Source organism: Streptomyces sp. NPDC058877 (assembly GCF_042742855.1).
Lineage (GTDB): Bacteria > Actinomycetota > Actinomycetes > Streptomycetales > Streptomycetaceae > Streptomyces.
In genome coordinates this window covers 1-13,308 of sequence record NZ_JBHYMF010000186.1, presented here as the reverse complement: position 1 = coordinate 13,308, position 13,308 = coordinate 1, and the positions used below count along the sequence as shown (strand labels likewise).

16 protein-coding genes are annotated in these 13,308 nt (G+C 68.3%); 9 read left to right on the top strand and 7 right to left on the bottom strand.

Translation table 11 applies throughout. From position 1 onward, the window contains the following. Positions 1–47 precede the first annotated feature (47 nt). Together ACFW2Y_RS29585 and ACFW2Y_RS29580 are read right to left on the bottom strand one after the other, a co-directional pair. Positions 48–650, bottom strand: coding sequence for a hypothetical protein (locus ACFW2Y_RS29585; protein WP_384885273.1), 603 nt, complete (start codon positions 648–650; stop codon positions 48–50). Further along, positions 647–859 carry a hypothetical protein gene (locus ACFW2Y_RS29580; protein WP_384885272.1) on the bottom strand — a complete coding sequence of 71 codons (213 nt, stop codon included), beginning with the start codon at positions 857–859 and terminating at the stop codon, positions 647–649. Before ACFW2Y_RS29580 ends, ACFW2Y_RS29585 begins: the two co-directional genes overlap by 4 nt. Here ACFW2Y_RS29580 and ACFW2Y_RS29575 point away from each other — a divergent pair. After that, positions 858–1,073, top strand: coding sequence for a hypothetical protein (locus tag ACFW2Y_RS29575; RefSeq protein ID WP_384885270.1), 216 nt, complete (start codon positions 858–860; stop codon positions 1,071–1,073). The genes ACFW2Y_RS29580 and ACFW2Y_RS29575 overlap by 2 nt on opposite strands. A gap of 432 nt (positions 1,074–1,505) precedes the next feature. Here ACFW2Y_RS29575 and ACFW2Y_RS29570 read toward each other — a convergent pair whose 3' ends face one another. From ACFW2Y_RS29570 to ACFW2Y_RS29560, 3 genes are all read right to left on the bottom strand, one after another. Beyond that, positions 1,506–3,035 (bottom strand): helix-turn-helix domain-containing protein, encoded by a 1,530-nt coding sequence (locus tag ACFW2Y_RS29570; protein ID WP_384885269.1) that lies wholly within the window; start codon positions 3,033–3,035, stop codon positions 1,506–1,508. Positions 3,036–3,086: 51 nt separating this feature from the next. Further along, entirely contained in the window at positions 3,087–3,443 is a 357-nt protein-coding gene (locus ACFW2Y_RS29565) for a VOC family protein (protein ID WP_384885267.1), read from the bottom strand. Positions 3,444–3,558: 115 nt separating this feature from the next. Beyond that, positions 3,559–4,152 carry a hypothetical protein gene (locus tag ACFW2Y_RS29560; protein ID WP_384885265.1) on the bottom strand — a complete coding sequence of 198 codons (594 nt, stop codon included), beginning with the start codon at positions 4,150–4,152 and terminating at the stop codon, positions 3,559–3,561. Between the two features lie 482 nt (positions 4,153–4,634). On the opposite strand from ACFW2Y_RS29560, the gene acnA reads away from it, so the two are divergent. The 5 genes from acnA (at position 4,635) to ACFW2Y_RS29535 (ending at position 10,954) form a co-directional block, all read left to right on the top strand. Next, positions 4,635–7,349, top strand: a complete 2,715-nt coding sequence (gene acnA / locus ACFW2Y_RS29555) for an aconitate hydratase AcnA (protein ID WP_384885263.1) — start codon at positions 4,635–4,637, stop codon at positions 7,347–7,349. Between the two features lie 449 nt (positions 7,350–7,798). Then, complete coding sequence (locus tag ACFW2Y_RS29550; protein WP_384885261.1) at positions 7,799–8,341, top strand: SLATT domain-containing protein; 543 nt, start codon at positions 7,799–7,801, stop codon at positions 8,339–8,341. Then, positions 8,338–9,657, top strand: coding sequence for a nucleotidyltransferase (locus ACFW2Y_RS29545; protein ID WP_384885259.1), 1,320 nt, complete (start codon positions 8,338–8,340; stop codon positions 9,655–9,657). The genes ACFW2Y_RS29550 and ACFW2Y_RS29545 overlap by 4 nt, the downstream gene beginning before the upstream one ends. 107 nt (positions 9,658–9,764) lie before the next feature. Further along, complete coding sequence (locus ACFW2Y_RS29540; protein ID WP_384885257.1) at positions 9,765–9,941, top strand: hypothetical protein; 177 nt, start codon at positions 9,765–9,767, stop codon at positions 9,939–9,941. 38 nt (positions 9,942–9,979) lie between these two features. After that, positions 9,980–10,954: a hypothetical protein gene (locus tag ACFW2Y_RS29535; RefSeq protein WP_384885255.1), complete on the top strand. Its 975-nt coding sequence runs from the start codon at positions 9,980–9,982 to the stop codon at positions 10,952–10,954. 94 nt (positions 10,955–11,048) lie between these two features. Here the strand turns inward: ACFW2Y_RS29535 and ACFW2Y_RS29530 are convergent, their stop codons facing one another. Then, positions 11,049–11,273, bottom strand: a complete 225-nt coding sequence (locus ACFW2Y_RS29530; RefSeq protein WP_384885254.1) for a hypothetical protein — start codon at positions 11,271–11,273, stop codon at positions 11,049–11,051. A gap of 44 nt (positions 11,274–11,317) precedes the next feature. Here ACFW2Y_RS29530 and ACFW2Y_RS29525 point away from each other — a divergent pair, with 44 nt between their 5' ends. From ACFW2Y_RS29525 to ACFW2Y_RS29515, 3 genes are read left to right on the top strand one after another with little or no spacing between them, the layout of a single operon-like run. Beyond that, positions 11,318–11,782 (top strand): prevent-host-death protein, encoded by a 465-nt coding sequence (locus ACFW2Y_RS29525; protein ID WP_384885252.1) that lies wholly within the window; start codon positions 11,318–11,320, stop codon positions 11,780–11,782. A 2-nt stretch (positions 11,783–11,784) separates the two neighbouring features. Next, entirely contained in the window at positions 11,785–12,135 is a 351-nt protein-coding gene (locus ACFW2Y_RS29520) for a hypothetical protein (RefSeq protein WP_384885250.1), read from the top strand. A 28-nt stretch (positions 12,136–12,163) separates the two neighbouring features. Beyond that, on the top strand, positions 12,164–12,301 hold the full coding sequence (locus ACFW2Y_RS29515; protein ID WP_384885249.1) for a hypothetical protein: 138 nt from the start codon (positions 12,164–12,166) through the stop codon (positions 12,299–12,301). Positions 12,302–12,500: 199 nt separating this feature from the next. Here the strand turns inward: ACFW2Y_RS29515 and ACFW2Y_RS29510 are convergent, their stop codons facing one another. After that, positions 12,501–13,124 (bottom strand): transposase, encoded by a 624-nt coding sequence (locus ACFW2Y_RS29510; protein WP_384885248.1) that lies wholly within the window; start codon positions 13,122–13,124, stop codon positions 12,501–12,503. Positions 13,125–13,308: the final 184 nt, after the last annotated feature.

The window sequence follows — 13,308 nt, the reverse complement described above, 5'->3', positions numbered from 1 at the left end:
GATCCGGCGGGGCGACGCGCTGTTCGGCACATGCCGCACCAGTCGTATCAGTAGTACTCGACCTTCGCGTCGGCCCTCACGGGATTGACCGTGTCGAAGACGATGCGGTTCGCCTTCTCCTCGATGTAGAAGGACCCGGAGTAGACCTCACGCGTCACGGTCTTCTCCAGCTCGGCGCTGGTCACCCAGACGGACGTGGACGACGAGGTCGCACCGGCCGCCTGCACGACGGGCGCGGGCAGTTCCGTCAGCGGCAGCGGAGCCCGGGTGAACGTCCAGTCGGTCCGACTGACGAGCGCCTTCATGTCCGCGGCCGTGATGTCGAAGTAGCCCACCAGCCGAATGTCGCTCGGCCCCGGGACGCGTCCCGAGTCCTGGGTGAGGTCGATGGCGCACCACTGGGTGCTCACCACTTTGCCCAGCATGGAGAAACGCGCGGTGATCTGCTCCGTCGAACCGCTCAGCTCGCACGTGCCCGCCGGCTCGGCGCTCGACGCCCTGCTGGCCCCGGGCTCCGCCCCGGCACCGTCGGCGGCCTTGGTGGCGCCGCAGGACGCGGTGAGCAGCACGGTGAGCGCGGTCGCCGCGGCCCGTACGGCCGGGGTGGTCCCGGCCGCCCTGCCGGGTCGACTGCGTCGACGGCTCGTCATCGTTCCCCACCTCCGGATGTCTTCGAGGGCCCAAGGATGTCACCACGCGTCCACGTGACCGTCCGGGTGACGGTACCCCGCGTGATGAAGGTCTTGGCCCATCCGAGCGTCTCCCACCGGCCGTTCTCCGCGTCCTCGATGCCGGTCTTCACGTCGTTCATCCCCTTGTTGAAGTCGTAGCGGTCCTTGGAGCGGACGGTGATCCTCATGGTGAAGCTGTCGCCGCTGGCCTCGACCGAGGCGCTGCTGGAGTTCGATCCGGGCGTTCTCCCGCCGCAGGCGCCTGAGCTCTTCTTTCTCGGCGGGGGGGGCATGCCGGCGTCACTCCCCGCCGTCCGCCGCCTGGTTGTGGGTCCGGTCGTCGCGGACCCACTCGCGCAGGGCTTTCAGATGGATGCCCAGGCCGTGGGGCGATGTCGGTGAGGGAACGGTCCGGTGAGGAACGCACCGGGGCCACCTCGGCACGCTTGAACTCTTCGGGGTAGTCCTTCCGCTTTGCCGCCTTGGACCGCTTCCCCTGGATGACGGAACATCCAGTGTCCAGGTGTCGGAATTTCGGGGCACTCCAGAACGTGTCGGGACCCCGGCGGCCTCGAATGCGACGCCGAACGCCTCCTCGTACGGGCTGGAGGCCGGGGAACCGGTCGCCTCTCTCGCGTGCTGGCCAGGGCACTTTGCCCCTGGGTTCACCCTGCGGAAGCACTCCCACTTCCTGCCTCGCGCGGGCGCACGGGGCGGAAAGCAACCCGCAGGAGCCCAACGGCCCGAAGTTCCGGAGGAGTCCCACGGACGCCACCGCACCCCTCCCCGACCCGCTCAAGGGCAGGTCAGACAAGGTGCGGTGGCGTCTTCACGTCAGATGTCGCGGAAGATCTCGATCTGCGCGCCGATCGAGTTGAGGCGCTCCGCGAGGTCCTCGTACCCCCGGTTGATGACGTAGACGTTGCGGAGGACGGAGGTGCCCTCGGCGGCCATCATGGCCAGCAGGACGACCACCGCGGGGCGGAGGGCCGGCGGACACATCATCTCGGCGGCGCGCCAGCGGGTGGGGCCCTCCACCAGGACGCGGTGGGGGTCCAGGAGTTGGAGGCGGCCGCCGAGGCGGTTGAGGTCGGTGAGGTAGATGGCGCGGTTGTCGTAGACCCAGTCGTGGATGAGGGTCTTGCCCTGGGCCGTGGCCGCGATGGCCGCGAAGAAGGGGACGTTGTCGATGTTGAGGCCGGGGAACGGCATCGGGTGGATCTTGTCGATCGGCGCCTCCAGCTTGGAGGGGCGGACCGTCAGGTCGACCAGCCGGGTGCGCCCGTTGTCCGCCGCGTACTCCGCCGAGCGGTCGTGGTCGAGGCCCATCTCCTCCAGGACCGCGAGCTCGATCTCCATGAACTCGATGGGGACCCGTCGGATCGTCAGCTCCGACTCGGTGACGACCGCGGCGGCGAGCAGGCTCATCGCCTCGACCGGGTCCTCGGAGGGGGAGTAGTCGACGTCCACGTCGATCTGCGGCACGCCGTGCACGGTCAGGGTGGTGGTGCCGATGCCCTCGACCCGGACGCCGAGCGCCTCCAGGAAGAAGCAGAGGTCCTGGACCATGTAGTTGGAGGAGGCGTTGCGGATGACGGTCACGCCGTCGTGCCGGGCGGCGGCGAGCAGGGCGTTCTCGGTGACCGTGTCCCCGCGTTCGGTCAGGACGATCGGGCGGCCGGGGGAGACGGAGCGCTCGACCTGGGCGTGGTAGATGCCCTCGGTGGCCGTGACCTCCAGGCCGAAGCGGCGCAGCGCGATCATGTGCGGCTCGATCGTCCGGGTGCCGAGGTCGCAACCGCCGGCGTACGGCAGCTTGAAGCGGTCCATGCGGTGCAGCAGCGGGCCGAGGAACATGATGATCGAGCGGGTGCGGATGGCGGCCTCGGCGTCGATGGCCTCCATGTCGAGCTCGGCCGGCGGGACGATCTCCAGGTCCACGCCGTCGTTGACCCAACGGGTCCGGACGCCGATGGAGTTCAGGACTTCCAGGAGTCGGAAGACCTCCTCGATCCGGGCGACGCGGCGCAGCACCGTGCGGCCCTTGTTGAGGAGGGAGGCGCAGAGCAGCGCGACACAGGCGTTCTTGCTCGTCTTGACGTCGATGGAGCCGGAGAGTCGACGGCGGCCGACGACCCGGAGGTGCATGGGGCCGGCGTAACCGAGGGACACGATTTCGCTGTCGAGGGCTTCGCCGATCCGGGCGATCATCTCAAGGCTGATGTTCTGATTGCCGCGCTCGATCCGGTTGACGGCGCTCTGGCTCGTGGCCAGTGCGTCGGCGAGCTGCGTCTGCGTCCAGCCACGGTGCTGCCGGGCGTCACGGATGAGCTTGCCGATGCGTACGAGGTAGTCGTCTGCCATGGCGTCACGTTATCTCAGATATGAGATGTGATTCGTCAGGGGGGTGAGGCATCAGGGTGAGTCGCCGTGGGCAGTCGGGTGACTCGGCTCGTAGAGGGGGAGTTCGGTGCCGCTCGGCAGCCGGACGGCGGCGAGCAGCCCCCAGCCCTGGTCGGTGATGGCCCGTGAGATCTCCGCGCCCCGGTCCTCCAGCGTCTTCAGGGTCTCCGCGATGTCGTCGCACATGAGGTACACCTCGTCCTTCGGCTCCTCCTGTGTCGGATGCACGGCGATCTCGGAGGGTGGCAGTCGGAAGACGAGCCAGCCGTCCCCGGCGTCCACATAGGGGAAGCCGACGACGTCCTTGAGGAAGGCCCGGTCGGCCTCCGCGTCCCGGGTGTAGAGGACCACGTGCGCGCCACTGAACATGGGTCGATCGTCGATCGCGGAGGCCGTCCGGGCAATCGGACCGCGTCCGTACGGGGCGGGGCGCACGGTGACCGGCGCCGGGCGCCCGGTCCGTGGGCCGGGGCCCTCCGGACGGTCAGGGCCGCTCGGGGGCGCCGTCGAACAGGGGGTCCAGCGGATCGCCCTCGGGCCCGAGGACCAGGCAGCTCGTCGCGACCGGCCCCCGTGAGAGTTCCGCGAGTCGGGCGAGGGCCGCCGCTTCGGACGGAAGCGCGGCCGGATCGAGGCCGAGCGCCCGGGTCGCACGGTCGCGCCGGCGGCCGAGGTCGGGCAGCTCCTCCCGGTATCCGTCGGCGATCGTGCGGAGCTCCCCGGCCGTTCGTCCCCGGGCGTCCCGCCACCACGGTGCGACGAGGCACAGCCGCACCAGTTCCGGCAGCCCGAGGGCGAGCGGCCCCGCTTCGCCGTCGAGGGTCACGTACGCCACCGGGCGCTCCTCCCCGCCCTCGCCGACGAAGCAGTACGCGTCTCCCGAGCCCGCCCGGGCGAACTGCTCCAGTCGGGCCCCGGAGGCGAGCCTGATGCCGTCCTCCGGTCCGTGGGGCGCCGGATCCGTCGCATCGAGGTCCGCGACCGCGGCGAAGAAGGAGACGACCTCCTCGTCCGCGCGCAGGAGGGGGAGCAGCGCGCCGGGCGGGTCGGAGGCGGCCGGTGCGTTCGATTCCTTCACCGGGCAACCGTAACCGGGGCGTCCGACGGGGAGCGGCCGGCGGTCCGGCCCGTGCGGGTCGTCCGTCCCTTCCCTCGGTTCCCCGTGACGGCCGGACCGAAGTCATCGGGGAGACGGCGCACCGCCTCCCGACACCGCCCCGGAAACGGGACGGGGCGCCGCAGGGTGACCCGGCCGGCATGGCCGTCCCTTCGCTCCCGGCGCGATCGCGTCCGTGGCGGGGGTCCACCGGGGCTCGCGGGCCGTACGGCCGGGGTCGACGGGTGGGCGACTCGATCGGATGGGGGAGGTCGGCAGCATGCCAGGCATGACCGCGCGGCGGTGATGTACTAGAGTTATCTCGACATCGAGATATCTGCCGAGGCGCACCGCTGCCGCCACCCCGGTAAGGGTTACCTAACTTAGCCTTACCTTAGCGGATCGACGACGTGTACGTGGCGGCAGGATGTGATGGAACGCGCACATATATGAAGGAGACTGTCGTGTCGGCGAACAGCTTCGACGCCCGCAGCACGCTGCGCGTGGGCGACGAGTCGTACGAGATCTTCAAGCTGGACAAGGTCGAGGGCTCCGCGCGCCTCCCTTACAGCCTGAAGGTCCTCCTGGAGAACCTGCTCCGCACCGAGGACGGCGCGAACATCACCGCCGACCACATCCGGGCCCTCGGCAACTGGGACTCGCAGGCTCAGCCGAGCCAGGAGATCCAGTTCACGCCCGCCCGCGTGATCATGCAGGACTTCACCGGTGTTCCGTGTGTCGTGGACCTCGCCACCATGCGCGAGGCCGTCGCGGCCCTCGGCGGCGACCCGGCGAAGATCAACCCGCTGTCCCCGGCCGAGATGGTCATCGACCACTCCGTCATCGCCGACAAGTTCGGCACCAACGACGCCTTCGCGCAGAACGTCGAGCTGGAGTACGGCCGCAACCGCGAGCGCTACCAGTTCCTGCGCTGGGGCCAGACCGCCTTCGACGACTTCAAGGTCGTCCCGCCCGGCACCGGCATCGTCCACCAGGTGAACATCGAGCACCTGGCCCGCACGGTCATGGTCCGCAACGGCCAAGCCTACCCCGACACCCTGGTCGGCACCGACTCGCACACCACCATGGTCAACGGCCTCGGCGTGCTGGGCTGGGGCGTCGGCGGCATCGAGGCCGAGGCCGCGATGCTCGGCCAGCCGGTCTCCATGCTCATCCCGCGCGTCGTCGGCTTCAAGCTGACCGGCGAGCTCACCCCCGGCACCACCGCCACCGACCTGGTGCTGACCATCACCGAGATGCTCCGCAAGCACGGTGTCGTCGGCAAGTTCGTCGAGTTCTACGGTGAGGGCGTCGCCGCCACCTCCCTCGCGAACCGCGCCACCATCGGCAACATGTCGCCGGAGTTCGGCTCCACCGCCGCGGTCTTCCCGATCGACGGCGAGACCCTGAACTACCTCAAGCTGACCGGCCGCTCCGAGCAGCAGGTCGCGCTCGTCGAGGCGTACGCCAAGGAGCAGGGCCTCTGGCTCGACCCGGCCGCCGAGCCCGACTTCTCCGAGAAGCTGGAGCTCGACCTCTCCACCGTCGTCCCGTCGATCGCCGGCCCGAAGCGCCCGCAGGACCGCATCGTCCTCGCGAACGCCGCCGCCCAGTTCGCCCAGGACGTCCGCAACTACGTCGCCACCGCCGACGAGGCGGGCGAGGAGTCCTTCCCGGCCTCCGACGCCCCGGCCGTCAGCAACGGCGTCCCGTCGAACCCGGTCGAGGTGACCGCCCCCGACGGCACCACCTACACGATCGACCACGGCGCCGTCACCGTCGCCGCGATCACCTCCTGCACCAACACGTCGAACCCGTACGTGATGGTCGCCGCCGCGCTCGTCGCGAAGAAGGCCGTGGAGAAGGGCCTGACCCGCAAGCCGTGGGTCAAGACCACCCTCGCCCCGGGCTCGAAGGTCGTCACCGACTACTTCGACAAGGCGGGCCTCACCCCGTACCTCGACAAGGTCGGCTTCAACCTCGTCGGCTACGGCTGCACCACCTGCATCGGCAACTCCGGCCCGCTGCCGGAGGAGGTCTCCAAGGCCGTCAACGAGCACGACCTGGCCGTGACCTCGGTGCTCTCGGGCAACCGCAACTTCGAGGGTCGCATCAACCCCGACGTCAAGATGAACTACCTGGCCTCCCCGCCGCTGGTCGTCGCGTACGCCCTCGCGGGTTCCATGAAGGTGGACATCACCAAGGACGCCCTCGGAGTCGACCAGGACGGCAAGCCGGTCCACCTGGCCGACATCTGGCCGACCGAGGCCGAGGTCAACGACGTCGTCGCCAACGCCATCGGCGAGGACATGTTCAGCAAGTCCTACCAGGACGTCTTCGCGGGCGACGCCCAGTGGCAGGCGCTGCCGATCCCGACCGGCAACACCTTCGAGTGGGACGCCGAGTCCACCTACGTGCGCAAGCCCCCGTACTTCGAGGGCATGACGATGGAGACCACCCCGGTCGCCGACATCGCCGGCGCCCGCGTCCTGGCCAAGCTGGGCGACTCGGTCACCACCGACCACATCTCCCCGGCCGGTGCCATCAAGGCCGACACCCCGGCCGGCAAGTACCTCACCGAGCACGGTGTGGAGCGTCGTGACTTCAACTCCTACGGCTCGCGCCGTGGCAACCACGAGGTCATGATCCGCGGCACCTTCGCCAACATCCGCCTGCGCAACCAGATCGCGCCGGGCACCGAGGGCGGCTACACCCGCGACTTCACCCAGGCCGACGCGCCGGTGTCGTTCATCTACGACGCCTCGCAGAACTACCAGGCCGCCGGCACCCCGCTGGTCATCCTGGGCGGCAAGGAGTACGGCTCCGGCTCCTCCCGCGACTGGGCCGCCAAGGGCACCGCGCTCCTCGGCGTCAAGGCCGTCATCACCGAGTCGTACGAGCGCATCCACCGCTCGAACCTCATCGGCATGGGCGTCCTGCCGCTCCAGTTCCCGGCCGGCCAGTCGGCCGACTCGCTCGGTCTGACCGGTGAGGAGACCTTCTCCATCACGGGCATCACCGAGCTGAACGAGGGCACCACGCCGAGCACGGTCAAGGTCACCACCGACACCGGTGTGGAGTTCGACGCGGTCGTCCGCATCGACACCCCCGGTGAGGCGGACTACTACCGCAACGGCGGCATCATGCAGTACGTGCTCCGCCAAATTAGCGGTAGTTGAGCTGACCTGAACGAGCGCCCCGCCTCTTCTGTCTCGCGCAGTGGGCGGGGCGCTCGCGCTCGACGGGGCGGAAGGTGCGCGGCGATCATGAACGCACGCGATCTGTTCCCGGGGTGGAGCTGAGCATCCTACGACGACGAAGAACCCCGTACCTGGTACCAGGTACGGGGTTCTTCTGTCCTTGCGAGCGTGTGGCGAGCGAGCGCCACTGGGCGATGTGCTGCAGCTGCGTGTCGTCGCCGTCGCTCAGCCGCGCGGGGAGGACCGGATCCAGCGCGGCCTGGATGGGAGGTAGCTCGAGTCGGTCGGAGTGTCAGTGGTCGCCACCATACTCAGAAGATGTGCACCTGAATTTCAGGCGCATGTCCAGGAGTCCTCGACCGGGTAGGAACGAATGGACACACGAGAGCGAAGCGGTGCCCGACCGGGACCCGTACCTTCTGGCGCAGATGCGAGAGGCGTTCGGGCGCGTGGTCTACAGCCACAAGACCCATGAGAAGCAGGCGGACATCTGCTTCGCCAAGCACCGGTGGCAGCAGGGCGTCCTCATTGCCCTCACCGCGATCGGTTCGGGCACCTTCCTTGCCGCGGTGGTCGGCCTGCTCGGCAGCGCAGTGTTGACGAGCCTCGCGACCTCTTCTATCGCGCTCCTGGTCAGCTGGATGAGCCTTGGGGCGAAGACCTTCAAGTTCGAGGAGGAGTCCGAGGCCCACCGCGCTATCGCCTCTCGGCTGTGGGACGTTTGGGAGTCGTACATCTCCCTCATCGCCGACTTGATGTCCGGCACCGTCTCCAACGCAGAGGGTCGAGAGCGGCGGGACGAGCTGCAGCAGTCCGCGCGCGACGCTTACGCCGAAGCGCCCAGGACGAGCAACAGGGCGTTCGCGCGTGCCCAGGGCGGACTGCAGAACAACGAGGAGATGACGTTCACCTCGCACGAGATCGACCTGTTTCTCCCGGAGGCGCTCCGGCTCGGCGAAGGCGAGGCATGACGATGAAGACCTCAGAGATCTTCGAAACGCTGCTCCAGAACCTCAAGGTCGGAGAGACGGCCACGACGGTCGCCTCGCGCCGGGACGAGATCACGAAGGCGCTCAACAAGGACTTCCGCGACAAGGATGGCTGCACCGAGTACAAGCTGATGGTCGGATCGTTCGGCCGGCACACCGCGATCAAGGGCGTGTCCGATCTCGACATGATCTTCATCCTCCCGCCCGGGATCCGGGCGAGCTACGACGGGGACACCGGACCGCGGAGGATTCTCGAGAGGGTTCGCGACGGCCTCAAGGCGCGGTACAAGAACACGGAGGTCCGCGTCGACCAGTGCGTCGTCCGAGTGCGGTTCACGTCCAACGCCTTCAAGTTCGAGGTCCAGCCGGCATTTGAGAACGCCGATGGCAGCTTCGACTACCCGGACACGAAGGCTGGGGGCTGGAGGGTCACCAAGCCGCGCGAGGAGATCGCCGCGACCAAGGAGTGCAACGACCGCACCGCGACGAACATGCGCCACCTCGCCCGGATGGCACGGGCATGGAAGAACGCGAACGGCGTAAACATGGGCGGCCTGCTCATCGACACCCTCGTCTACAACTTCTTCGACCAGGCCGACGACTACGACGCAGCGGGCACAGGCTCGTTCGACCTCATGGCCCGCGACTTCTTCGAATTTCTGAAAGATCAGCCAGAGCAGGAGTACTACCTGGCGCTGGGCAGCCGGCAGCGGGTCCACGTCAAGGCGAAGTTCCAGCCGAAGGCGAAGAAGGCGTACAACCGATGCCTTGAGGCGATCGCGGACGAAGGCAAGACGTCCGCCCACAAGAAGTGGCGCGAGGTGTTCGGCACGTCGGTGCCGCTGGCGAAGAGCGCGAGCGAGTCGTCCCGGTCGTTCAGGGACACCGAGGAGTTCATCGAGGACGAGTTCCCGGTCGATGTCTCCGAGACCGTGTCTATCGACTGCGAGGTCACGCAGGCCGGATGGCGTCCGACCTGGCTCCGCGCGATGCGTCGCGGCGGGATCCTGCTCAAGGCCGACAAGAGCTTGAGGTTCGTGGTCACTCACTGCTCGGTCGGGGAGCCCTACACGCTGAAGTGGAAGGTGCTCAATCGTGGTCCGGAAGCCGAGCGGCGGGACAAGATCCGCGGCCAGATCGTCGACTCGAGCACGCGGGGAGTCCGCACCGAGCACTCGCGCTTCAAGGGCGAGCACGTCGTCGAGTGCTACGTCGTCAAGGATGGGGGCGTCGTCGCTCGGGACCGGATCGATGTGCCGGTCAGCAACACGAGCGTCAAGACGGCGAACGTCTCCTAGGGAACCGATCCTCGGAGCGCGACGAGGCCCCGACGAATCTGCCGGGGTCTCGTCGCATCAGACGCATCCGCCCGTAGGGCTGAAGCGTGAGCGGTTCTCTCGCTGCCATGTCCGAGTCTCTGCTCAACGCGGAGATGGCCGTGGGCAAGCGGTACGCTGCCCGCCGCGCTGCTGAGCTGCGGTCCGAGGATCCCAGCAGGTCCGCAGAGCAGATCGTCGACCTGCTCCGCGACGAAGCAGACGCCGCGGAAGCGGAGTTCCGTCGGGCTCGAGACCTCGGCTGAGGCTGGCTCTCCGTCGGACGCTTCCGGAGAATGGTTCCATGGAACGGTGGATCGACTTCTCGCGCGACCGGCGCATGCTGTGTGGGGCGTGCGGCCACCAGTGGCGCGTCGATCTGGACTGGATCGACCGGTGGGAGCAGGGGGAGGAGACCTGCCCCGGATGCGGCATGACCTGCGAGCACGAGGACTCGCCCCGGGTGACGGTCGACCCCGATGACCCGGCGCTCGACGACGACCGGGTAGCGCGGTTCTTCTGGTACCACACGAGCACGCAGCCGGACTGGCCGACGCAGGATTTCGACCCGGCAGCCGTCCTGACTTACGAGACCCGCAGGATGATGGGCGGAGAGCAGCGGGTTGCCGAGTGGATCGCGCGGCAGCGGGCGAAGGCGCTCCACGTCGGCACGTACGAGGCCGCCGTCCACAACATGCTGAGACGGATGCGCGACCAGGCTGACCAGGGCAGCCAGTTCTACCTCTACCGGGTCCGTCTGAAGCCATCCGTCGTGGTGCGGGAGGGGTGGCTCGTCGACCCCAGCAACTTCGTCGGCGACGTTGTGATCGACGAGGTCTGCCCTCCAGGCGTCGATGTCGCCCGCTACCTGAACTACCACGAGGATCCCGGAGGGCTCTCGCTCGCGCTGGGGAGGGATGCGATCGCCAGCGTTCAGCGGATCGCTGTTCCGCTCCCCGACACCGGGGATGGCGGCTGGGTGCGCGATGCCGTCGTGGCTATCGAGGGCGTGAGTGGCACCGGCGTCCCGGCGACCGGCAAGCTGGCCCGCTTCATGCGGCCGTCATCGTCGCGAGCCGTCCTGGGCCGAGAGCTCGGTGCGTCCCTGGCTGGCAGACTACCGGTCAACCTCCAGGACCAATTCGCGTCGGCCGCGGCGTTCGCGGAGGGAGAGGATCCAGAGCAGTGGGCGCGACGGACCAGCGGCCTGTTCGATCTGATTGACGATCCGACTCGCGTGCTGGCTGCGCTCGACCGGCAAGATCCCCGGGAGGTCTGAGAACGGCCTGTCCGCTCCTGAGGGGCTGGAAGCCCGGAGGTCGCCGTCGGTCTTTCAGATTGGCGCCGCCCTGCTTCGGGAGAGCGTGAGCAGCTCAAACGCCGCGGAGCGTCATGCTGACCGCAGAGTCGATGACGGCTTGGGAACGTCGATTCCATCCGATTTCGTTATTCTGGTCGAGTGCCGCCGTGTCGAGACCGTCGAGGCCATCGTAGATATCGCGAATCGCGGCGTGCACCGCTTCCAGGAGGCGCAACGTCTGCATCTTGAAGGCATGCACGTCGCCCCCCTGGAGACTGATCTGGCGCACGCATTTCACGGCCTGCACTGGACTTCCGAATACGTTCCGAATAGCATGGCTCCATGACCATCGCAGCAGGCCTCCCCGTGGCGACTCGGCGGTCCTCGGACCTGAGCAAGCACTCCGCCGAGGTCTTCGCGGAGGCCGAGGATCACCCCGTGACAGTGACCCGGCGCGACGGCGAGCCTCTGGTCCTGATGTCGCAGCGCGAGGCCGAGGGGCGTGCCCGCTTGCTGAACTTTGCCGCGCAGCTCATCACCGTCACCCTCGACGACCGCGGCTCGCTCGCCGAGCGAATGTCCAAGGCCTTCCCTTGGATGCTTGCGCTGTCGCCGGCCGACCGGGAGTCCTGCGCGCAGGACCTCGTCGATGCGGCGCGCGCGTCGTTCTCCACGGACCAGCCGCACCTCGCGATCGCAGAGCTGACCTCCTGGAAGGAGACGGCCGCCGCCGTCGCGGCCGGGCTCGGCAGCGGCAGCGCCGGTCTGGAGTGGCTTGATGGCGATGAGACCGTGGAGCGTCCGTAGCCGTGGCGGCCGCCAAGAAGGGCGAGCTGGTTCCTCGCCCTCCGAAGAAGATCGAGTACGAGATCCGCTTCGCCACAGCCGACGCGCAGAAGGGATGGCGCGACCTCGTCGCGACGATCCGCAACTCCATGACGGAGACCTGGGACTTCGTCACGCGGACGCCACTGTCCACGACGCCGACGAACTATCGGCTCAAGGGTGAGCTCGGCGTCATCGAGCGTGGCGGCGCGACCCATGAGCGGTGGCAGCACAAGCCGACTGCGAAGGGCACCGCGCGCATCTGGTTCTACGTCCACGAGCGCACGGTCTTTCTGGAGCAAGTGCACACGAGCCACCCGAACGAGACGAAGTAGGCGCGCTTCGCAGCGTCGCACATCGTCGGTGAGCGCACATTCGGCGATCACCAGCATCGCCGGTGCCATGCCGGTCCAGTGGTCCGTCTCGGTCGCGATCAGGGAGGACCAGACCAGCGTGCTCGTGCTGCGGCACTGGGTGAGCGCGAACGCGAGAGGAGTGTGACCGGGCCCTGTTCCGCCGGTGTCGAGTACCGCTTCTGCAGCCCTCCAACTGTCCGGTGTGGCGCTCCGCGTCCATGACGTGCACTGGTCCGAGAGCCTGCCTGGCGCAGGATGGCGACGCACCGACAACAATAGCCAATGAAGCACGTTGACTCGCCGTGCTACACGTGTCGAGGTGCTGCGTTACTGACTTCGGCTCGTCAGGGTGAAGCTGGGGAGTCGAGGGTCAGGCCGGTGCCGGCTATGAAGCCGTCGAGGGTGTCGGGCCGGTATTGAAGCCGTTTGAGACGGTTGTGGACGAGGGTTTCGAGTCGGTCGAGGGCCATGACGGCGAGGTTGGCCAGACTGCGCTTGACATGCGCCCACACCCACTCCACTGGGTTGAGGTCGGGCGAGTACGCGGGCAGCAGGAACACTGTCAGCCACGTCCGCTCGGCGACGAGGCCCCGCATCTTGCGCGAGACGTGGGTGTTCAGCCGGTCCCAGACCAGCACGATCGGCGCCCTGACCAGCTGATGGACGCCGTCGACCAGCGCGATGAAGTCCCGCTCGTCCATGCTGCGGCGCTTGCCCTTGCCCGCGGGATGGGTCCGCAGACGGTGGCACAGCCGGGTCCGGGACCCGGACCGCATGACGATCAGCCCCGCCACCGACAGCCGTCCCGAGCGACGGCCACTGACCGTCACGACCGGGGTGCGGCCGCGCCGGCCCCAGGTCCGTCCCCGGGGCGGCCGACGGGTGAAGCCCGCTTCGTCCTCGAAGCAGACGTAGCCCCCGCAGGCCGCCCTCGCCCTTTTACCTCCGCCCAGGTCGCCTCCTTCCATGCGGTGACGGCCTGCTCATCACGCTCGGCGACCCGCCGCGCGGACACCCGCGGGCTGAAGCCGAGCCGGTGCATCAACCTCGTGGCGCTTGAGGTTCCCCCGAGATGCGGGGAAAGGTGACAGCAGGTCAGATGGGTCTCATGAGAGGAGCCCAGACGATGCCTGCACCGAGGAAGTACCCGCT